This is a genomic window from Cellulomonas sp. P5_C5 (assembly GCF_054049655.1).
The window spans coordinates 39,896-59,937 of sequence record NZ_JBFULY010000011.1 but is presented as its reverse complement, the minus strand read 5'-3'; the positions used below and the strand labels follow the sequence as shown (position 1 = coordinate 59,937).

Below are 20,042 nucleotides of genomic sequence, written 5' to 3'. Positions count from 1 at the left end.
AGCGCACCCGGCGTTGCCCGCCCGAGCACGAACGCACGGAGCGCCTAGCCTGGGACGCGTGACGAACCACGCGCACCCCCACGACGACGACTGGTCCTCCGCAGGCTTCTCGACCCGCGCCATCCATGCAGGTCAGGAACCGGACCCGGCCACCGGGGCGGTCGTCCCGCCCATCTACGCGACCTCGACCTACAAGCAGGACGGCGTGGGAGGGCTGCGGGGCGGGTACGAGTACTCGCGCTCGGCCAACCCGACGCGGACCGCGCTGGAGTCGGCGCTCGCCGCGGCGGAAGGGGGCGCCGCGGGCTTCGCGTTCGCGTCCGGCCTCGCCGCCGAGGACACCCTGCTGCGGGCTACCCTGCGGCCCGGCGACCACGTCGTCGTCCCGAACGACGCGTACGGCGGCACGTACCGGCTGATCGCGCGGGTGTTCGGACCGTGGGGCATCGAGCACACCCCCGTCGACCTGTCCGACGCCGACGCGGTGGTCGCCGCGATCCAGCCGGGGCGCACCAAGGTGGTCTGGGTCGAGACGCCCACCAACCCGCTGCTCGGCGTCGCCGACATCGCGGTCCTCGCCGCGCACGCGCGTGCGGCCGGTGCCCTGCTCGTCGTCGACAACACGTTCGCGACGCCCTACCTGCAGCAGCCGCTCGCGCTGGGCGCCGACGTCGTCGTGCACTCCACGACCAAGTACATCGGCGGGCACTCGGACGTCGTGGGCGGCGCGCTCGTCGTCGCGGACGGTGCGCAGCTGCCCGTCGGGCTGGAGGCGCCGACGGGGACGACGAGCCTCGCCGACGCGGTGCGGTTCCACCAGAACGCCTCGGGTGCCGTCGCGGGCCCGTTCGACGCGTGGCTCACGCTGCGCGGGCTCAAGACGCTCGCGGTGCGCATGGACCGGCACCAGAGCAACGCGCGCGCCATCGCCGACTTCCTCGTGGCGCACGACGCGGTGACGTCGGTCATCTACCCCGGCCTCGACAGCCACCCCGGGCACGAGGTGGCCGCCCGGCAGATGACCGGGTTCGGCGGGATGATCTCGTTCCGGACGGGCTCCGAGGCCTCGGCGCTGGCGGTCTGCGCGGCGACGCACGTGTTCACGCTCGCGGAGTCCCTCGGCGGCGTCGAGTCGCTCATCGAGCACCCGCACAAGATGACGCACGGCTCGGTGGCGGGTACCGAGCTGGAGGTCCCCGACGACCTCGTGCGGCTCTCCGTGGGCATCGAGGACGTCGCCGACCTCATCGCCGACCTGGACGCCGCGCTGGCTTCTGGACGCGACGCGTGAGCGCCGCCGAGCCACGCCTCCCGAACCCTGACGGCACCTCGGTCCCCCCGTCGGTCCGCAACGCCGCCGCGTGGTCGTGGCGCCTGCTGCTCATCGGTGCCGCCCTCGCGGTGCTCCTCTGGCTCCTGAGCGAGCTCAAGGTCGTCGTCGTGCCGATCGCGGTGGCCCTCCTGGTCACGGTGCTGCTCGCCCCGTTCGTCGGCTGGCTGGACCGGCGCGGGCTCCCGCGGGTGGCGGCCGTCGGCCTCTCGCTCGCCGGCCTCGTCGTCCTGGTGGCCGGGCTGCTCACCCTGGCGGGCCGCTCGATCGTCAAGGGCTTCGGCGAGCTGTGGGACCAGGCCGCACAGGGCATCGACAAGCTGACCACGTGGCTCGCGGAAGGCCCCCTCCAGCTCACGACCACCGACATCTCCGGGTGGATGGAGAAGCTCCAGGGGTCGCTCAGCGGAGGCAGCTCCGAGCTCGTCACCGGCGCGCTGCACGCCACGACGACCGTCGCGCACGTCGCCGCGGGATCGCTCATCGCGCTGTTCTGCACGTTCTTCTTCCTGCTCGACGGCCGCACCATCTGGGCGTGGATCGTCGGGCTGCTGCCGCGCGGCTCCCGCGAGCACGTGCACCAGGCGGGCCGGCGCGGACTGGTCACGCTCGGCGCCTACACGCGCACGCAGATCCTGGTCGCGGCCGTCGACGCCGTCGGGATCGGCCTCGGCGCGGCGATCCTGCAGGTGCCGCTCGCGCTGCCCCTGGCGGTCCTGGTCTTCCTCGGCTCGTTCATCCCGATCGTCGGAGCCGTCGTCACGGGCTCGATCGCGATCCTCGTCGCGCTCGTGTCCAACGGCCCGGTGACCGCGCTCTGGATGCTCATCGTGGTCCTGGCCGTCCAGCAGATCGAGGGGCACGTCCTGCAGCCGTTCCTCATGGGCCACGCGGTGTCGCTGCACCCCGTCGCCGTCCTGCTGTCGGTGGCGGCGGGCTCGTTCGTCGCCGGGATCGTCGGCGCGCTGTTCGCGGTGCCGATCGCCGCGACCCTCAACACCGTCCTGCTCTACCTGCACGGGCACGACAAGTTCCCGCAGCTGGGCACCGACGACCACATCCCCGTGCGCGGTCGAGGCCATCCCGTGCTCGACCGCGCCATCGCGCAGGTGGCGGAGGCGACCTCGGAGCGGGTGGCGACCGAGGCGGAGACCGCCGAGCGCCTCGACGCCGACGAGCCGCCCGCCACCGTCGACACGGTGGCGGAGGAGGCCGGCGAGCCGGGTGGCCCGGACGACGCGCCGACGACGAGCCCGCGATGACCGACCTCGCCGACGTCCGTGCGGCGGCGGTGCTGCTCGACGGGGTCGCCGACCGCACCCCGGTGCAGCTCAGCCGCGCGCTGTCGCAGGCGTGCGGGGCCGACGTCTGGCTCAAGTGCGAGAACCTGCAGCGCGCCGGCTCGTTCAAGCTGCGTGGCGCCTACGTCCGCATGGCCCGGCTCTCGCCCGAGGAGCAGGCGCGGGGTGTCGTCGCGGCCAGTGCGGGCAACCACGCGCAGGGGGTCGCGCTCGCGGCGCGCATGCTGGGCCTGACCGCGGTCGTGTTCATGCCCGCCGACGCCGCCCTGCCGAAGATCGCCGCCACCCGCGACTACGGCGCCCGGGTGGAGCTCGTCGGCGCCAGCGTCGACGAGGCCCTCGTGCACGCCCGCGAGTTCGCGGAGCGCACCGGCGCGGTGCTGATCCACCCGTTCGACCACGAGGACGTCGTCGCCGGGCAGGGCACCATCGCGCTCGAGATCGTCGAGCAGGTCCCCGACGTCGCGACGGTCGTCGTGCCGATCGGTGGTGGTGGGCTGGCCGCGGGCGTGGTCGCCGCGCTCGCCGAGCTGCGTCCGGACGTGCGCGTGATCGGCGTGCAGGCCGCCCGCGCCGCGTCCTACCCCGCCTCGCTCGCCGCCGGGCACCCGATCCCGGCCCCGGAGCTGCGGACCATGGCCGACGGCATCGCGGTCGGGACGCCGGGCTCCGTGCCGTTCGAGATCCTGGCCGGACACCACATCGAGGTGGTGACCGTCTCCGAGGAGGACCTCTCCCGTGCGCTCCTGCTCGTCGCAGAGCGCGCCAAGATGCTGGTCGAGCCGTCCGGGGCAGCCGCCGCGGCCGCGGTCATGGCAGGCCTCGGACCCCTCGAGGGTCCGGTCGTGGTGATCCTGTCCGGCGGCAACATCGACCCGCTCGTGCTCATGCGGGTGGTCCGCCACGGGCTCGCGTCGGCGGGGCGGTTCCTGCAGCTGCAGGTCCGGATCGACGACACCCCCGGCGCGCTCGCGGACCTGCTGCGGGCCCTGGCGGACACCGGCGGGAACGTCATGCACGTCTCGCACGCGCGGACCGTCGGCGACCTGCAGCTCGACGAGGTCGCGATCGTGGTCCAGGTCGAGACCAAGGGCCCCGACCACTGCGAGCACGTCGTGGAACGGTTGCGGGCGGCGGGCTACCGGCTCGGCACGTGAACGACGACGAGGCGCCACCCCGTGGGGTGACGCCTCGTCGTGGTGTGCGGGTCAGCCCGCGAAGGGCTTCGCGTCGGTGATCTTGACCTTGATCTCACGCCCGTTCGGCGCGGTGTACGAGGTGGAGTCACCGATCTTGGTGCCGTTGATCGCCGCGCCGAGGGGGGACGTCGGCGAGAAGACCTCGATGTCGGACGTCCCCGCGATCTCGCGGGAGCCGAGCAGGAAGACCATCTCGTCACCGGCGACGAGGGCGGTCACGACCATGCCGGGCTCGACGACGCCGTCGTCCGAGGGCGTCCCGATCTGGACGTTGCGCAGCTTCTCCTTGAGCTCACGGATGCGCGCGGCCTGCTTGGCCTGCTCCTCGCGAGCGGCGTGGTAGCCGCCGTTCTCCTTGAGGTCGCCCTCGTCGCGCGCGGCGGCGATGCGTTCGATGATCTCGGCGCTGCCCTCGCCCTCGAGGTGGGCGAGCTCGGCCGTGAGGCGGTCGTAGGCCTCCTGGGTCAACCATGTGGCCGCAGTCGTATCGGTCACGATCGCTCCTTTCCTGACGTGTGTGCCGGACGGGGCCGATCTGCACGCTGCCCGGGGGGTCAGCGCTCGGCAGTCCGATCGACCGGACGCATCCTGCGGACGCGTCCGGATAGCGGGTACTCCAGGGGTGCTCCGCCGTTCCCTCGCGGTCGGGTGGACCAGTGATGGCGCCGGACCGGGGCGGCGTTGAAACGAACAGGATAGCAAGGCGGGGCCGACGGAACCCCGAGTTCACCCGCCGCGCGGCCGGATCAGGGCGCGGGGTCCTCGACGAGCTCGCACGACTCCACGATCCCGGTCACGGCGAGCTCGGTGGTCTGCACGGTGACGGTGACGCGGCGGGTGGCGGTGTCCGCCGGGCCGACCTCGACCGTGCGGACCCCGACCTCGGCGTAGGACTCCGACAGCGCCGAGACCGTGCAGGTCACCGTCGCCTCCTTGGGCTTGGTCACCTCGAAGGTCACGTCGACCGACCGGGACCCGTCGACGTGGAAGCCCACGTCCTTGGTCGAGACGGGCTTCCCGGCCATGGCGAGGCCGATCCAGACGACGAGGGCGACGCCGACGACCGCGGCCACCACGATCCCGATCCGTCCGCGCCGGGCGGACCGTGCGGTCGGCTCGGGACCGTACCGACCGGCGGGCGGTCGGGTGGCGGGCGACTCGGTCACGGGGCTCCTCGTGCTCTCGCGCGGGCGACGAGAGCGGACGGTGTTCGGTGCGGATGGTGGCGCGACGTGCGCGTCGCGTGAGCGATCATTGTCTCTCGTCCAGCCACCCGCCCGTGCCGAGCGGACCGCGCCCCCGCGGTCCCGGCGGGCCACCGGCGGGCGACCGACGGGAGGCCCGAGGTGACCGGAGAGCGGCTGCGCCTGATGGCGGTGCACGCCCACCCCGACGACGAGTCGAGCAAGGGCGCCGCGACCACGGCGAGGTACGCGGCCGAGGGCGTCGACGTCCTCGTGGTGTCGTGCACCGGTGGGGAGCGCGGCGACGTGCTCAACCCGCAGCACCCGGCGGTCGAGGGCGGTCTGGACGGCATGCGGGAGTACCGCAAGCACGAGATGGCCGCCGCCGCGGCCGCGCTCGGGGTCCGGCACCGGTGGCTGGGCTTCGTCGACTCCGGGCTGCCCGAGGGTGACCCGCTGCCGCCGCTGCCGGAGGGCTGCTTCGCGCTCCTCCCGCTGGAGGAGGCGTCGGCCCCGCTGGTCGAGCTGGTCCGCGAGTTCCGGCCCCACGTGATCACCACGTACGACCCGTCGGGCGGCTACCCGCACCCCGACCACATCATGTGCCACCGCGTGTCGGCGGAGGCGTTCGAGGCCGCGGGCGACCCCGAGCGCTACCGCGGCCGCGGTGAGCCGTGGGCGCCCTCGAAGCTCTACTACAACCACGGCTTCTCGCTCGCGCGGATGCGCGCGGTGCACGACGCGATCGTCGCCGCCGGCCGCGAGTCCCCGTTCGGCGACTGGCTCGACTCCCGGCAGGCCCGCGAGGTCCCGGAGCGCGAGGTGACCACGCGCATCGAGTGCTCCGCGTACTTCCCGCAGCGGGACGACGCCCTGCGCGCCCACGCCACCCAGATCGACCCGGACGGCTTCTTCTTCGCGGTGCCGCGCGAGCTCGAGATCGCCCAGTGGCCCACCGAGGAGTACGAGCTCGCGTCCTCGCGCGTGCCCGTGACGCTGCCGGAGGACGACCTGTTCGCCGGCCTGCGTGAGGGCGCGACGCCGTGACCGGTGCCCTGCTCCTCGTCGCGCCGAGCCCGTCGCCGACGGACGTCTCGATCGACGGCACCCCACTGGGTTCGCCGGGGTTCCTCGGGTTCGTGTTCACGTTCGCGCTCGCGCTCGCGGTCGTCTTCCTGTTCCTCTCCCTGACCAAGCAGCTGCGGGTCGTCGACCGTCGTGCCAAGGCCCTGGGCCTCGACGACGACGAGGACGGGGACGACCGGACCGCCCGACCGCACCAGGACCTCGGGATGATCGACGCCGGCCCCGGTGGCCCGGACCTCGAGGTCGACGCGGACGTCGAGGTAGCCCCGAGGGACGTCCGTCCCGACGACGAGCCGGGCGACGGGTCGCCCGGACAGCCGGGCGCGCCCCGGTGAACGCGGCCCCGGCGCCGCCGCAGCGGCCCTCCGTGCGGGTGACCGTGGCGCAGCTGCAGGTCAGCGACGACCACACCGCCAACCGCGAGGTGGTGGAGGACGCCTTCCAGACGGCGTCCCGGGCCAGTGCGGACGTGCTCGTGCTGCCGGAGTACGCGTCGGGGTTCGACCCTCGCGGGGTCGGCGCCGAGCACGCGGAGCCGCTCGACGGGCCGTTCGTGTCGATGCTCCGCGCGCGCGCGAAGGCGACGGGCGTGGCCGTGCTGGCGGGTACGACGCTGCCCGCGGACGGTGACGACCCGCGCGCGGTGAACGCGGTCGTGGCCGTCGACGGGTCCGGCGTGCTGGTCGGGGTGTACCGCAAGGTGCACCTCTACGACGCGTTCGGCCAGCGGGAGTCGGACCGGTTGGCGCCGGGGCCGACGGACGCGCCGCCGCTCGTCGTCGAGGTCGGTGGCCTGACCTTCGGGGTGCTGACCTGCTACGACCTGCGGTTCCCGGAGTCGGCGCGCCGGCTGGTCGACGCGGGCGCCCAGGTGCTCGTCGTGCCCGCGGCGTGGGCGGCCGGCGACCTCAAGGCGATGCACTGGCGGACGCTCGCGATCGCGCGTGCGATCGAGAACACCGCTGCGGTGGTCGCCGTCGGGCAGGCCGGCAGGGGGGTCACCGGGCGCTCGCTCGTGGTGGCGCCCGACGGGATCGTCGGCCTGGAGATGGACGAGCAGCCACAGGTGCGGACCGTGGACCTGGACGGTGCGGCGCTGCTGCGCGTCCGGGAGCAGAACCCGTCGCTCGGCAACCGACGCTACACGGTGGTCGCGCTCGACTGACCCGTCAGACCGACCCGTACGACGCCAGCGAGACCGCGACGTAGTGGCACCCGTACCCGACCACGGTCAGCACGTGGAAGATCTCGTGGAACCCGAACCAGCGGGGGCTCGGGTTGGGCCACTTGGTGCCGTACACCACCGCGCCCAGCGTGTACGCGAGGCCGCCTCCGGCGATGAGCAGGACGATCGCCAGGCCGCCGGAGCGGTAGAACTCCGGGAAGAACCAGACCGCGACCCAGCCGAGCGCCACGTACACCGGGACGTAGACCCAGCGGGGCGCGCCGAGCCAGAACACGCGCGCGAGCAGGCCGACGAGCGCACCCGACCAGACGACGATCAGCAGCGTGCGAGCCGTGTCGGCGGGCAGCAGCAGGACCGACAGCGGCGTGTAGGTGCCGGCGATGATGAGGAAGATGTTGGTGTGGTCGAGCCGGCGCAGGACCCCGGCGACCTTGGGCGACCAGTGACCCCGGTGGTAGACCGCGCTGGTGCCGAAGAGCATGACCGCGGTGACACCGAAGACGGCGGTGGACCACTTGGCCAGCGGCGTCGGCGAGAGGACGACGAGGACGATCGACGCGACGAGCACGAACGGGGTGACGCCCGCGTGGATCCAGCCGCGCAGGTGCGGCTTGACGGTCTCGGCGACCCGGTCCACCAGCCCCTCGTGCTCGACGGCCTCGGGCGAGGCCGTGGCCGGTGCGCCCGGCTGTCCGGGCGCGGGCGCGGGGGTGGAGCTCATGGACCGGACTCGATTCGTCAGCGGAAACCTACGACACCGTAGGTTACGACACCGTAGGTAGCGTGTCGACCGTGTCGGGGGCGATGTGACGCGGTCGACGGAGCCCCCGGGTGATACCTCCGAAACTACCCCGCGACCGGTCCTGGGCGAGGCCTGTGAAGGTCCGGTGGCTGTCGTCCCGTGGGCGGGGACACCGGGTCCGCGGGGCGCCCCCGGCGAGTACGGTGAGCGGGTTCCCGTCGCCTGGACCAAGGAGTGCGCGTGCGTCTGCCCCACCCGCTCTACGGGCTGTACGAACGCCGGCTCGCGGCGTCGCTCCCGAAGGACGGACTGCCACGCCACGTCGGCGTGATCCTCGACGGCAACCGCCGCTGGGCGCGCAGCGTGGGGGAGTCCACCCGGCACGGGCACCAGGCGGGCGCGGACAAGATCGCCGACCTGCTCGAGTGGAGCGAGGACATCGGCGTCGAGGTCGTCACGCTCTGGATGCTGTCCACGGACAACCTCGCCCGCAGCGCCGACGAGCTGGAGCCGCTCCTGCGGATCATCGAGGACGCGGTCGGCGCCCTCGCGGCGACCGGGCGGTGGCGGATCCAGGCGGTCGGCGCGCTCGAGATGCTGCCGGACCAGACCGTCAAGGCCCTCGTCGCGGCGCAGGACGCCACGGCCGGTGTGGTCGGTCTGCACGTGAACGTCGCGGTCGGGTACGGCGGCCGCAAGGAGATCGCCGACGCCGTGAAGTCGTTCCTGCGCCAGCACGCCGACTCCGGGTCGAGCCTGGACGAGCTGGCGGAGGCGTTCGACGTCGAGCACATCGCCGAGCACCTCTACACCAAGGGGCAGCCGGACCCCGAGCTCGTCATCCGGACCTCGGGGGAGCAGCGGCTCGGGGGGTTCCTCCTCTGGCAGAGCGCGCACTCCGAGTTCTACTTCTGCGAGGCGTACTGGCCGGACTTCCGGCGCGTCGACTTCCTGCGCGCGGTCCGCGCCTACGCCGCGCGGGAGCGCCGCGGCGGACGCTGACACCGTTCGGGTTAATTCTGCGGACGCGCGTCCAGGCCGTTCCGGGCTGATCTGCCGCTCCCACCTGCGGCTCCGCCGCGAGTCGGCCGTCGGAGCCTCGAAACGTCAGATGAACGGCGTGTAACACCTTCGCGTGCCTCCCCGTGGCGGCGTCGCGACGGGCTTATGTTCCGCCGTAGAGGACAGCGACCGCCGTCCCCGGGAGGCCAGCCCATGGAGCATCCGCTCCGGGAGGAGGGCCGGATCCGGCCCTCTGTTCCTGGAGGGGCCGACCGCCCCCGTCCCGTCGCCGTACGTCGGTGCGTGGTCCTGCTCTGGCAGGACGCCGGTGTCCGGTGCCCGTCTCGGCGCACGTAGCGCCAGAGGGAGCCTGCCGTGGTCAGCAAGGCGCAGCTCGACCCCCAGTCCACGACCCCCGTCACCGTGACTGATGGCCGCAAGACCCACGTGCTCGACACCTCGGTCCTGCTCTCGGACCCGCGGGCGATCCTGCGGTTCGCGGAGCACGACGTGGTCCTCCCCGTCGTCGTCATCACGGAGCTCGAGGCCAAGCGGCACCACGCCGAGCTCGGCTACTTCGCCCGGTCGGCCCTGCGGATGCTGGACGACCTGCGCATCGAGCACGGCCGCCTCGACATCCCGATCCCCCTCGGGGACGACGGCGGCACGCTGCGCGTCGAGCTCAACCACACGGATCCCAGCGCCCTGCCGGACGGCTTCCGGCTCGGCGACAACGACACCCGGATCCTCGCCGTCGCGGCCAACCTCGCGGCCGAGGGGCGCGACGTCGTCGTCGTCTCCAAGGACCTGCCGATGCGCGTCAAGGCGTCGGCGGTCGGGCTGACCGCCGAGGAGTACCGCGCGGAGCTCGCCGTCGACTCCGGCTGGACCGGCATGGACGCCCTCGACCTGGCCGAGCAGCAGATGTCGGCGCTCTGGGAGCACGAGTCGGTGGCGCTGGCCGACGTGGCGAGCGGCTTCGGCGGGGGCCAGAACCCCAACGACATGCTCTGCCACACCGGCGTCGTGCTGCACAGCCCGCGCGGCTCGGCGCTCGGCCGGGTCACCGCGGACAAGCACGTGCAGCTGGTCCGCGGCGACCAGGACGTGTTCGGCCTGCACGGGCGCAGCGCGGAGCAGCGGATCGCGATCGACCTGCTGCTCGACGAGGAGATCGGCATCGTCTCGCTCGGCGGGCGCGCCGGGACCGGCAAGTCGGCGCTCGCGCTGTGCGCCGGGCTCGAGGCGGTGCTGGAGCGTCGGCAGCACCGCAAGGTCATGGTGTTCCGGCCGCTGTACGCGGTCGGCGGCCAGGACCTCGGCTACCTGCCCGGCAGCGCCGACGAGAAGATGAACCCCTGGGCGCAGGCCGTCTTCGACACCCTCGGGGCGCTGGTGTCCAAGGAGGTCGTCGAGGAGATCATGGACCGCGACATCCTCGAGGTCCTGCCGCTGACCCACATCCGCGGGCGCTCGCTGCACGACGCGTTCGTCATCGTCGACGAGGCCCAGTCCCTCGAGCGCAACGTCCTGCTCACGGTGCTGTCGCGCATCGGGCAGAGCTCGCGCGTGGTCCTCACGCACGACGTGGCCCAGCGGGACAACCTGCGGGTCGGCCGGCACGACGGGGTCGCCGCCGTGATCGAGGCGCTCAAGGGCCACCCCCTGTTCGCGCACATCACGCTCACCCGCTCGGAGCGCTCACCCGTCGCCGCACTCGTGACCGAGCTGCTGGAGAGCATCGAGGTCTGATCGACGACCGGACGCCCGGGCACCCGTGGGGGCCCGGGCGTCCGGCTGCCGGGCCTACCCGTGGCTCGCGTGCCCGTCGTGCTCCTGGTGGTGGGCGTCGAGCTCGCGGACGAGCGCGCCGAGCCCGACGCCGAGCGCGACCCGCTCCTCGTGGCTCAGCCGCGCGAGCAGCCGGCCGTGGTGCTCGCTCAGCTCCGTTCCCACGCGGTCGGCGACGTCCCGTCCGTGCGGCGTCAGCGTCAGCCGGTACAGCCGCCGGTCGTCGGCGTCGCGCTCGCGGCTCAGCCAGCCGCGCTCCTGCATCGCCGCCGCGAGACGGCTCACGGTGCTCTTCTCCAGGCCGAGCCGGGCGGCGAGCTCCTGCTGCGAGAGGGCGCCTGCCTCGACCAGCTCGCCGAGCGCGAACGTCTCCGACACGGACAGCCGGACCCCGGCGTGCTCGTGGGACCGCTGGACCGACTCGAGGAAGCCGCTCGAGCGGGCGATCTGCTGGATGAACCGGCGCAGGTCGTCCTCGGGGAAGGTTGTGCTCTGCAACTGTTTCGCCTACTGTCGTCGTCAAGAGTTGTGACGTACAACTGTAGGGGAGAAGCTCCATGACCGACACCGACCATCACCAGCACGAGCACCGGCACGGACGTGGGCGCCTGCACCGCCGGCTGACCCCGCACGGTCACGGGATGGGGCCGATGAACGACCCCGGGCGGTACGAGCGGCTCTCGGGTCGCCTGGCCGCGCGGCTCTACCGTCGTGTCGCCCGCGACGTCACGGCTCTCCGCCTCCCCGACGGAGCGCACGTGCTCGACGTCGGCACCGGCCCGGGGACGATGCCGCGTCTCATCGCAGAGTCCGCCCCCGGGCTCCAGGTCGACGGGATCGACGTCGCGCCCGAGATGATCGCCTGGGCGCAGCAGACCGCGACCCCGGGCGTGACGTACACGGTCGCCGACGTCGCGGCGCTGCCCTGGCCCGACGCCACCTTCGACGTCGTCGTGTCCACCCTCAGCCAGCACCACTGGGCCGACGTCGACGCCGGGCTGCGGGAGGTCCGACGGGTGCTGCGACCCGGCGGGCAGGCGTGGGTCTACGACGTCCGCTGGGCGCTCCCGCACGAGGACTCCGTGGCCGCGGCGCTCGGGACCGGCATGTCCGTCGTGCGCGAGCGGCGGCTCGCCCGGACGTCCTGGCTGAACCCCGTCGGTCGGCTGGTCCTGCGCCCCCTCTGACGCCTCAGGCGTCGACCAGCTTCCCGTCGGCGATGTGGATCACGCGGTCGGCCAGCGACACCATCAGGGGGTCGTGCGTCGACACGATCGCGGTCATCCCCTCGGCCTCCACGACCGCGCGGATCAGGGCCATCACGGCGGTGCCGGTCTCGGTGTCCAGCTGGCCCGTCGGCTCGTCGGCCACCAGGAGGCGCGGGGAGTTGGCCAGGGAGCGGGCGATGGCGACGCGCTGCTGCTGACCGCCCGACAGCTCGCCGGGCCGCTGCAGCGCGTGCGGTCCGAGGCCGACCAGGTCCAGCAGGAGCTGGACCCGGGCCTCGCGGTCGGCGGTCGGCAGCTTGCGCAGCCGTAGCGGTACGCCGATGTTCTCCGCGGCTGACAGGACCGGCACCAGGCCGAACGTCTGGAACACGAACGAGACGACGTCCCGGCGCAGCTCGACCAGGCCCCGCTCGTCGAGCGTCGAGACCTCGCGCCCGTCGACGACCACCCGGCCACCGTCGGGGCGGTCCAGCCCGCCGATCACGTTGAGCAGAGTGGTCTTGCCGGAGCCTGAGCGACCGACGAGCGCGACCAGCTCACCCGGCGCGATCGTGAAGGAGATGTCCTGCAGCGCGTGCACCGCGGCGGAACCCGTGCCGTAGGTGCGGCTGACGTGCTCCACGCGGACGACGGGCTCCGCGTTCCCTGCGGACGGGGGGACGGGGGTGCTCACGGCGGTGGTCACCGGTCGGCCTCCTGGTCGGCGGGGGGAGCCGGGACAACGGGGGTCGCCCCTGTCGGGGTGGCGGAGTGCCGCCCGGCAGGTCGGCCGGGGTCGCGCGCCGGCACCGGCCGGTCCGGCCACAGCGACACGTGCGACTCCTCGAGGGCCAGCCGGACGCGGCCCACCAGGTTCAGCGCCTCGCGGTACTCGCGCGGCAGCTGCACGCGGCCGGCGCGGTCGAGCACGGCCAGCTCCTCGGCGACCACGTGCTCGGTGCCGTCGTCGCGGGTGTGCGTGCGCCGGACGGTCTCCGAGCTCGTGCGACCGTCGCGGATGGCGACGGTCCGCTGCACGTGCTCGCTGACGCCGGGGTCGTGCGTGACGACGACGACCGTGGTGCCCAGCTCGCGGTTGACGGTGCGCAGGCCCTCGAGGACGTCGTGCGAGGTGGCGGAGTCGAGCTCGCCGGTGGGCTCGTCGGCGAAGAGGACCTGCGGCGAGTTGGCGAGGGCGACCGCGATGGCGACGCGCTGCTGCTCGCCGCCGGACATCTGCCCGGGCCGACGGTCGGCGCAGTAGCCGACGCCGAGGACGTCGAGCAGGTCCGTGGCCCGACGGTCGCGCTCCTTGCGGGGCACCCCGGCCAGCGCCATCGGGAAGGCCACGTTCTCGGTGCCGGTCAGGTACGGCACGACGTTGCGGGCGGTCTGCTGCCAGACGAACCCGACCATGGATCGCCGGTACTCCACCCGCTGCTTGCTCGACATCGCCATCAGGTCCCACGGGCCGACGCGCACCTTGCCTGCGGTGGGGACGTCCAGCCCGGACAGCACGGACAGCAGCGTCGACTTGCCCGATCCGGAGGCACCCACGATCGCGACGAGCTCGCCGTCCTCGACCAGCAGGTCCAGGCCCTGCAGCGCCTGCACCTCGACGCCCTCGGACTGGTAGATGCGCACGAGGGAGTCGCACACGATGAGCGCGTGCTCGCCGAAGTCCCCGGTCCGTCTCCGGGCGCGCGCCTCGAGCGTGTCCAGCGTCGGCTCCTCGACCGTCTGCACCGCGTTCATCCGTGCCTCCTTGTCGTCGTGCTCATCGCTCGCCCACCCGCAGGACCTCGCCCAGCCGGTCCCGGCGCCGGACGGCAGACTCGACACCCACCGCGACCGCGAGGGAGCCCAGGACCACGACCGTCGCCCCGACCACGGGGACCCACGTGACCTGCAGCTGCGTCGCCGCCGGGTGACCGGTGACGAGGTCGAGACCCAGAGCCCCGGTGAGCAGCCACGGCACCGCGACGCCGATCGCCGTCCCCGCCAGCACCGCGGCGAGAGCCAGGGGCGCCAGCTCGCCGAACGTCATCGCGCGGGCCGTGCGTGCGTCGAGGCCGAGCGTCCGCAGCGCCGACAGGGTGCGGCCCCGCTCGCGGCTGGTGGCCACGACGGTCAGGACGAGCCCCAGCGCCGCGTACCCCGCGAGGATCAGGCCCGTGGCCACGAGCAGCGCCAGCAGCCCCGCGTTCAGCGGCGACTCCTGCCACGTGCGCAGCCAGTCGTCGCGCTCCGTGACGACGACGCCGGGCGCCTCGGCCAGCTGCGCGTCGCGCACGGCCGCCACGGCCCCCGGACCGTCGACCCAGGTCGTGGTCGCGGGCACCTCGAGCTCCGCGGACTCGGCGAACACCGTGCGGTCGACGATCACGAGGCCTTCCGTCTGGGAGGGCGTCGTCGACTTCTCGGGCAGGACGGGCGGGTGGTCGGCGCTGCCGACGACGCTCAGGTCGACGAACTCCTGCCCCCCCAGGAGGGCGGGCGCGACGAGCGCCGCCGTGCTCCGCAGCGACGGGGAGATGAGCGCCGGGATGCCGTCGTCCCGCAGGGAGCCGAGCTCGGTGAGGCCGGGGTCCACGGGATGGTCGTGCGCAGCGAGGATCACCGCGAGCTCCGCGGAGTCCACCAGCATCAGCCGGGTCTTGACCCCGCTGGACCGGCCGAAGGTGCGCTCGCCGAGCGTGGCGGCGCCGGCCACGCCGGTCACACCCGGGGCGGACCGCAGGAAGGCGGTGACCGCCGGGTCGAGGGTGCCGTCGACGCGGACCTCGGCCCCGACGATGATGTCCGCGGCCGTGCGCTGCCCGGCGGCGATGGTGACGGCGGTCGTGCCGCAGAAGACGACCAGCGCGATCGAGATCGTCAGCGTGAGCAGGGGGACGCGTGTGCCGGACGTGCGGCTCGCCCGGGCGGTCGCGACCACGGGCACCAGCCCGCGTCGGTGGGAGGCCAGGCCGGACAGTGCGCGCAGCGTGGGCGGCAGGACCCGCGCGACCAGGACCGTCGCGGCACATGCCAGCAGCACCGGTGTCGCGGCGAGCAGGAGGTCGACGCCCCCCGTCGCGGTCTGCACGAGCCCACGGCCACGTGCCGACACCAGCGCGGCCGCGGCGATCGCGACGAGCGCGAGCTCGGCGGTGAGCCGGCGGGCACGACGTCGGCCGAGCACCCGTTCGCGGTCGGCGCGGTTGGCGGGCAGTCGACGCCCGGTCCACGCACCCGCGACGACGACGGCCGCGGAGACGGCGGGCGCGGCCGCGGCGACCAGCACGATCGTCGCCGCCACCGTCCAGTTGCCGCGCACGTCGGGTGCGACGAGCCACGCGGCGGCGACGCCGACGGCCGTGGCGAGGGCGACGAGCGGCACGCTCTCCACCAGCGCCCGCACGGCGACGGAGGCCACCGATGCCCCGCGAGCCCGCTCGGCCAGCAGGAAGGTCTCGCGCCGGACCACGAGCAGCCGAGCGGCCAGGACGAGGGTGAGAGCCCCGACGGCCGCGAGCCCGACCAGCAGCACCGACGTCTGAGCCGTCGCGGAGAGGAGGCGGGCCTCGGCCGCGCGCAGCACGGTGTCCAGCTCGGTGTCGATCGACGGCGTGAGCCCGTCGGAGTTCGTCAGCGGACCCGGCAGGGCGGCGATCTGCGCGACGGACCGGGCGACCGCCCCGGCGTCGGTGGCCCGCAGCGCCGACGGCTCCGCGGGGAACCGGAAGGCCACGGTGACCGCCTGCGCGGACTGCATCGCCAGCAACGCGTCGGGCAGCGAGGCGTCCGAGGCGAGGAGCCCCAACCGGCCGACGACCGCTGCGGTCGCCGGTGGGGGCCCGAGGTCGAGGAGGTCGCCGTAGGTCGACCACACCGCCGACGTGGCGTCCACGGGCTCGTACAGGCCGGTCACCACGGCCTCGACGTCACCGCGCGTCGGCCCGGTCAGCGGCAGGTGCTGCCCCACGTCGAGGCCGAGCCGGTCCGCGGCCGCGGCGGACACGCCGACCTCGACGAGCCGCGCTTCCGTCGAGCCGGCTGCAGGCTCGGGCGTCATGCGGGGTTCGATCCCGGTGACCCACCGGACGACAGGCTCGGTCGTGGTCGGCGTCCCCAGCTGCACGATGCGGGTGGCCAGCAGGTCGTCGTCGAGGCGTGCGGTGAGCGGCGAGGTCCGGACCGCGCTCACGACCGGCCCCGTCGCGGCCTGCACGGGCTCCGGCAGGGACGTCGCCATGGCGTTCGCGGCGTTCGCGACGAGGGTCGCGGCGTTGTCGGGCCGGATGGGCCGCCCGTCGGCGCCCACGCCGCCGCCCACGCCGGGCGGGCGACTCAGGAGCGCCACCACGTCGGCTGCGGGTCCCGCGTCCCGGACGGCGCCCTGCACGCCCGAGTCGGCTGTCCGCAGGACGATCCGGGGGACGGCCAGCGCGATGAGCACGGTGACGGCCAGCACGACGGCGGCGAGCGCCAGGAGCCCGGCGTCCTGGCGGCTCCGTCGGCGTGCCACGAGGCCGGCGTCGCCGGTGGTCGTCCGCCAGCCCGTCGCGGTCCGGGCACGCAGCGTCGTCATGGTCATCGCTCGTCCCCCAGCCGCAGGAGCTCCCCGGACGCGCGGCGCAGCAGCGAGTTGGTGGTCAGTGCGACGGCACCGCCGACCAGCACCACGAGCACGGCGACCAGCGCCACCTGCGTGGGCCACGGCCACTGCACGACCACGGCGGGAATGGGCCGGCCACCCTCGGCGGAGACCGTGACCAGCGGTGCGACCACCTGACCCAGCACGGCGCCGAGGACGAGCCCGGCCACCAGGGCCAGGACGCCGAGGATCCCGTGCTCGACCAGGACGGACCGGACGAGGCCGGAGCGCGGGGTACCGAGGGCCTGGAGCCGCGCCAGCTCGAGCCGTCGGGTGCGCACGGCGACGGTCGCGCTCATGGCGAACCCGGCGACCGCGAGGGCCACGGCCGCCACGGTCACGATCCAGAGCGCCGCCTGCACGCCGACGCGCAGCGGGCCGTCGGTGGCCACCTCGCGGGCGGTCACCCGGGCGACCGCCGTGCCGAGGTCCTCCTGGCGGACCTCCTCGACCAGGGCGGGGGCGCTCGCGTCGGGTACCTGCAGCCACCACTCGTCGAGCAGGGGGCTCGTCACCGAGCCGAGCAGGGCGGCGCGCGTCAGCAGGTCGCGGTCGACCAGCACGGCTGCACCGGTCGGGATCCCGGGCAGGTAGGCGACGACCCGGTCGACGACGATGTGCACCCGCGTCCCGTCCAGGTCGAGGTCGAGCAGGTCGCCGACGGCGACACCGAGCCCGACGGCGACCGTGTCGCTGACGACGGCCGGGATGGCGTCGGGCACCGGGAACGTCGCTGCGGCGAACCCGGCGACGCCGAACAGGACTTCCACCGGGTCGATCCCGCCCGTGACGCGCAGGGCCCCGTCCTCGGTCCGACCCGCCAGCAGCGGCCGGCCGCCGCCGAGCTGCAGAGCGCCCTGCACCGTCCAGGTCGCCGACGTGAGGTCCACGGGGGTGACGGTGTCCTCCGTGGCACCTGCGCGTCGTTCGACCGCGCGCAGGTCCGACACGCGCACGTCGAGCTGGACGTTCGAGCCCGGTCCGACGAACGACTCCGGGGAGGCGTCGGGAAGGGGGAGGACCTGCGCGACGACCCCGACCAGCTGCAGCCCCGTCGTGGTGGCCGGCAGCTCGGCGACGATGTCGTCCGCCGGCTCGAGCAGGGGGATCGGGGGCAGCTCCAGGGGGGTGCGGGTGCCGTGCGGGTCCTCGACGACCAGGCTGACCAGCAGGAGCCCGTCGCGGTCGCCGGACAGATCCCCGTCGACGTCGACCACGAGGCTGCTGGGTGAGCCGGGCAGCGCGATACCGGCTGCGGGCTCGGTGGGGCGCAGGGGTGCGGCGATGGTGCTCCAGGGCGGCACGATCCGGCCGCGGAGCAGCTCGTCCGCCTGGGTGGTGTCCAGCGCGAGGAGGCTGACCGTCCGGCCGGTGCTCTCGCCCGGCAGGTCGGAGGGCTGCCCGAGGGGCACCGACCGGAACGTGACAGGGCTGACGGCCTGCGCGCCGGGCAGGGCGTCGACCGCGCTCGCCTGGGCGATGCCGGAGCCGTCCATCCGGTCCAGGCGGACGTCGGTCCCGACCGCCAGGTCCACCTGGTCGACCTGGGACGTGCGCCACGTGCTGAGGAACGACTGGGAGAACGTCCCGACCGCCAGCGCGAGCGTGAGCAGGAGCACCGCACCGGCGGCGCGACCGGGCCGCCGGCCGACCTCCCACGCGGCGAGCGGGGAGACGAGCGAGCGGCTGCGGGCTGCCATCCGCTCGCCGGCCCGCGCGACCAGGGGCAGCAGGCGCAGCGCCAGGACGGCGCCGGCGAGCAGCAGGAGGGCGGGCGCGAGGACGAGCACGGGGTCGATCTGTGCCGGTCCGGACGCGGCGACGGGCGACCGGTAGGAACGGAGCTGCCACACCGCGAGCCCGGCGAGCACGAGCAGCGCGAGGTCGGCCCCGGAGCGCGCGAGCCCGCCGCGACGGTCCTGGCGCACGAGCTGCTGCTCGGCGTCCACGACGCTGCCCCGGCGTCGCAGGAGCGGTCCGAGGAGCACTCCGGCCAGCACGAACGACGAGACGGCGCAGGTGATCCACAGCGACGGTGGGCGGCCCGGGTCGTGGTGCAGACCGGCCTCCGCGAGGGGGCCGACGGCGGTGATGGCCTGGAACAGCAGCCCGGCCAGCCATGGCGACACCAGCGTCGTGATGAGCGCGACGGCGGCCGCCTCCAGGGAGGCGAGCGCCAGGAGCTGGCGCCCCGACGCCCCACGGGACGACATGAGCGTCTGTTCCGGGGCCCGGCGGTCGGCGAGCAGGCGCGCCGCCAGCAGCAGCACCGTGACCGCGAGCACGACGAGCATGAGGCCGACGATGACCAGGCTGACCCGGGTCACCGCGAGGTTGTTCTGTGCCGCGTCGATCGTGGTGGCGATCTGCGAACGGAACTGGGCGGTGAGCACGTTGCCGTCGGTGCTGGAGACGAGCGTGGCCTGCGCGTCGTCGAGGCGGGTGCGCAGGCTGTCGACGGCGCCGGGGGCACTGTCCGCCAGTCGCGGGGACGCCACGAGCCTGGCTGTGGCGACCGAGGCCGGTGCCGTCAGCGCGTCCGGCGTGACGAAGAACGGGCCCCAGGCGTCGGTGGCGATGAAGCCGAAGCTTCCCGGCACCGGGTACCGCGGGTCGTGCTGGGCGCCCACCAGCAGGTCGCGGGTCCACAGGCTGCGCGGCTTGCCCAGGGTGTGGATGCCGGTGACGACGACCTCGCTCTGGTCCTGCGAGGTCGTGTTCAGCACGGGGAGGACCGTGCCGACCGTCCAGCCGTACCTGTCGGCGGCGACCTGGGGGACGACCGCCTGGACACGGCCCTCGGCGTCGGCCGCCGTCGTGGGCCAGGCGCCGGACACCAGCGTGACGTGCTCCGGGACCTCGGGGCTGCTGGCCAGGTAGGCCATGGGCGGCACCGTCTCGGGCCCGCCGAGGAGCTTGTACATCGGCGACGTGAGCCACTCCGTCCGCGTCGCCGGGACGTCACCGAGCAGCTCGTCGAGGAACGCCTCCCCGGACCCGATCGCGGCCTGCGGGCCGTCGCGGTCGAGGCTGAGGATCACGTCGATGTCCGTGGCCGTGGCCGGCGCCCGGTTCAGCGCGGTGTCCAGCGCGCGGTTCTCGCTGGAGAACAGCAGGAGGGCGAAGGTGCCGAGCAGGGACGCGCCGACGAGGGCGACCGCGACCACGGTCGCCAGGAGGGTCCGTTGGGCGGCCGCGCGGTGGCGCAGGACGCGCAGGCTCCAGCCCATCCGACCTCCTCGTCCCGGGGCGCAGCGGAAGGGGGACGTCACTGCGCGGTCCGGCGATCGTAAAGGAGTCGCAACGGGGTGTGGGAGCGATCCCGCAGTTGTGATCGAACCGATACGAACGAGCGCGACAGCGGACGCTCCGTC

The 20,042-nt window shown here is 74.1% G+C and carries 17 protein-coding genes; 9 read left to right on the top strand and 8 right to left on the bottom strand.

What is annotated here, in order from left to right; genetic code table 11:
- The first annotated feature begins 58 nt into the window (after positions 1–58).
- From ACXJKF_RS11765 to ilvA, 3 genes are read left to right on the top strand one after another with little or no spacing between them, the layout of a single operon-like run.
- Complete coding sequence (locus tag ACXJKF_RS11765; RefSeq protein ID WP_456787903.1) at positions 59–1,291, top strand: cystathionine gamma-synthase; 1,233 nt, start codon at positions 59–61, stop codon at positions 1,289–1,291.
- The gene (locus tag ACXJKF_RS11760; RefSeq protein ID WP_456787902.1) at positions 1,288–2,592 is read left to right on the top strand and encodes an AI-2E family transporter; all 1,305 of its coding nucleotides are present in this window, start codon (positions 1,288–1,290) and stop codon (positions 2,590–2,592) included. The genes ACXJKF_RS11765 and ACXJKF_RS11760 overlap by 4 nt, the downstream gene beginning before the upstream one ends.
- The gene (gene ilvA / locus ACXJKF_RS11755; protein ID WP_456787901.1) at positions 2,589–3,788 is read left to right on the top strand and encodes a threonine ammonia-lyase; all 1,200 of its coding nucleotides are present in this window, start codon (positions 2,589–2,591) and stop codon (positions 3,786–3,788) included. Before ACXJKF_RS11760 ends, ilvA begins: the two co-directional genes overlap by 4 nt.
- Positions 3,789–3,839: 51 nt before the next feature.
- Here ilvA and greA read toward each other — a convergent pair whose 3' ends face one another.
- Both greA and ACXJKF_RS11745 read right to left on the bottom strand, forming a co-directional pair.
- Positions 3,840–4,325, bottom strand: a complete 486-nt coding sequence (greA, locus tag ACXJKF_RS11750) for a transcription elongation factor GreA (RefSeq protein ID WP_456787900.1) — start codon at positions 4,323–4,325, stop codon at positions 3,840–3,842.
- Positions 4,326–4,576: 251 nt separating this feature from the next.
- Entirely contained in the window at positions 4,577–4,996 is a 420-nt protein-coding gene (locus ACXJKF_RS11745; protein WP_456787899.1) for a DUF4307 domain-containing protein, read from the bottom strand.
- 180 nt (positions 4,997–5,176) lie between these two features.
- Here ACXJKF_RS11745 and mca point away from each other — a divergent pair, with 180 nt between their 5' ends.
- The 3 genes from mca to ACXJKF_RS11730 are packed head-to-tail and all read left to right on the top strand — an operon-like array spanning position 5,177 to position 7,265.
- Positions 5,177–6,061: a mycothiol conjugate amidase Mca gene (gene mca, locus ACXJKF_RS11740; protein ID WP_456787898.1), complete on the top strand. Its 885-nt coding sequence runs from the start codon at positions 5,177–5,179 to the stop codon at positions 6,059–6,061.
- The gene (locus ACXJKF_RS11735) at positions 6,058–6,435 is read left to right on the top strand and encodes a hypothetical protein (protein WP_456787897.1); all 378 of its coding nucleotides are present in this window, start codon (positions 6,058–6,060) and stop codon (positions 6,433–6,435) included. The genes mca and ACXJKF_RS11735 overlap by 4 nt, the downstream gene beginning before the upstream one ends.
- Positions 6,436–6,467: 32 nt before the next feature.
- Complete coding sequence (locus ACXJKF_RS11730) at positions 6,468–7,265, top strand: carbon-nitrogen hydrolase family protein (RefSeq protein ID WP_456787896.1); 798 nt, start codon at positions 6,468–6,470, stop codon at positions 7,263–7,265.
- 4 nt (positions 7,266–7,269) lie between these two features.
- On the opposite strand, the gene trhA is transcribed toward ACXJKF_RS11730, so the two are convergent.
- A complete protein-coding gene (gene trhA, locus ACXJKF_RS11725; protein ID WP_456787895.1) occupies positions 7,270–8,007 on the bottom strand; it encodes a PAQR family membrane homeostasis protein TrhA in 738 nt (245 codons plus the stop codon).
- Positions 8,008–8,268: 261 nt separating this feature from the next.
- Here trhA and ACXJKF_RS11720 point away from each other — a divergent pair, with 261 nt between their 5' ends.
- Entirely contained in the window at positions 8,269–9,030 is a 762-nt protein-coding gene (locus ACXJKF_RS11720) for an isoprenyl transferase (protein WP_456787894.1), read from the top strand.
- A 375-nt stretch (positions 9,031–9,405) separates the two neighbouring features.
- The gene (locus ACXJKF_RS11715) at positions 9,406–10,782 is read left to right on the top strand and encodes a PhoH family protein (protein WP_456787893.1); all 1,377 of its coding nucleotides are present in this window, start codon (positions 9,406–9,408) and stop codon (positions 10,780–10,782) included.
- 54 nt (positions 10,783–10,836) lie between these two features.
- Here the strand turns inward: ACXJKF_RS11715 and ACXJKF_RS11710 are convergent, their stop codons facing one another.
- Positions 10,837–11,319, bottom strand: coding sequence for a MarR family winged helix-turn-helix transcriptional regulator (locus ACXJKF_RS11710; protein WP_456787892.1), 483 nt, complete (start codon positions 11,317–11,319; stop codon positions 10,837–10,839).
- A 59-nt stretch (positions 11,320–11,378) separates the two neighbouring features.
- Between ACXJKF_RS11710 and ACXJKF_RS11705 the strand changes: the two genes are divergently transcribed.
- Positions 11,379–12,008: a class I SAM-dependent methyltransferase gene (locus tag ACXJKF_RS11705; protein WP_456787891.1), complete on the top strand. Its 630-nt coding sequence runs from the start codon at positions 11,379–11,381 to the stop codon at positions 12,006–12,008.
- Between the two features lie 4 nt (positions 12,009–12,012).
- Here ACXJKF_RS11705 and ACXJKF_RS11700 read toward each other — a convergent pair whose 3' ends face one another.
- From ACXJKF_RS11700 to ACXJKF_RS11685, 4 genes are read right to left on the bottom strand one after another with little or no spacing between them, the layout of a single operon-like run.
- Positions 12,013–12,735, bottom strand: coding sequence for an ABC transporter ATP-binding protein (locus tag ACXJKF_RS11700; RefSeq protein ID WP_456787890.1), 723 nt, complete (start codon positions 12,733–12,735; stop codon positions 12,013–12,015).
- A complete protein-coding gene (locus ACXJKF_RS11695) occupies positions 12,732–13,784 on the bottom strand; it encodes an ABC transporter ATP-binding protein (protein WP_456787889.1) in 1,053 nt (350 codons plus the stop codon). Before ACXJKF_RS11695 ends, ACXJKF_RS11700 begins: the two co-directional genes overlap by 4 nt.
- A gap of 22 nt (positions 13,785–13,806) precedes the next feature.
- Positions 13,807–16,608: an FtsX-like permease family protein gene (locus tag ACXJKF_RS11690; protein ID WP_456787888.1), complete on the bottom strand. Its 2,802-nt coding sequence runs from the start codon at positions 16,606–16,608 to the stop codon at positions 13,807–13,809.
- The gene (locus ACXJKF_RS11685) at positions 16,605–19,898 is read right to left on the bottom strand and encodes an FtsX-like permease family protein (protein ID WP_456787887.1); all 3,294 of its coding nucleotides are present in this window, start codon (positions 19,896–19,898) and stop codon (positions 16,605–16,607) included. Before ACXJKF_RS11685 ends, ACXJKF_RS11690 begins: the two co-directional genes overlap by 4 nt.
- Positions 19,899–20,042: the final 144 nt, after the last annotated feature.

Excerpts from the sequence above, each read along its gene's own strand:
- ilvA (WP_456787901.1), top strand. The coding sequence starts at position 2,589 with ATGACCGACCTCGCCGACGTCCGTGCGGCGGCGGTGCTGCTCGACGGG.
- trhA (WP_456787895.1), bottom strand. The coding sequence starts at position 8,007 with ATGAGCTCCACCCCCGCGCCCGCGCCCGGACAGCCGGGCGCACCGGCC.
- ACXJKF_RS11705 (WP_456787891.1), top strand. The coding sequence starts at position 11,379 with ATGACCGACACCGACCATCACCAGCACGAGCACCGGCACGGACGTGGG.
- ACXJKF_RS11695 (WP_456787889.1), bottom strand. The coding sequence starts at position 13,784 with ATGAACGCGGTGCAGACGGTCGAGGAGCCGACGCTGGACACGCTCGAG.
- ACXJKF_RS11690 (WP_456787888.1), bottom strand. The coding sequence starts at position 16,608 with ATGACCATGACGACGCTGCGTGCCCGGACCGCGACGGGCTGGCGGACG.
- ACXJKF_RS11685 (WP_456787887.1), bottom strand. The coding sequence starts at position 19,898 with ATGGGCTGGAGCCTGCGCGTCCTGCGCCACCGCGCGGCCGCCCAACGG.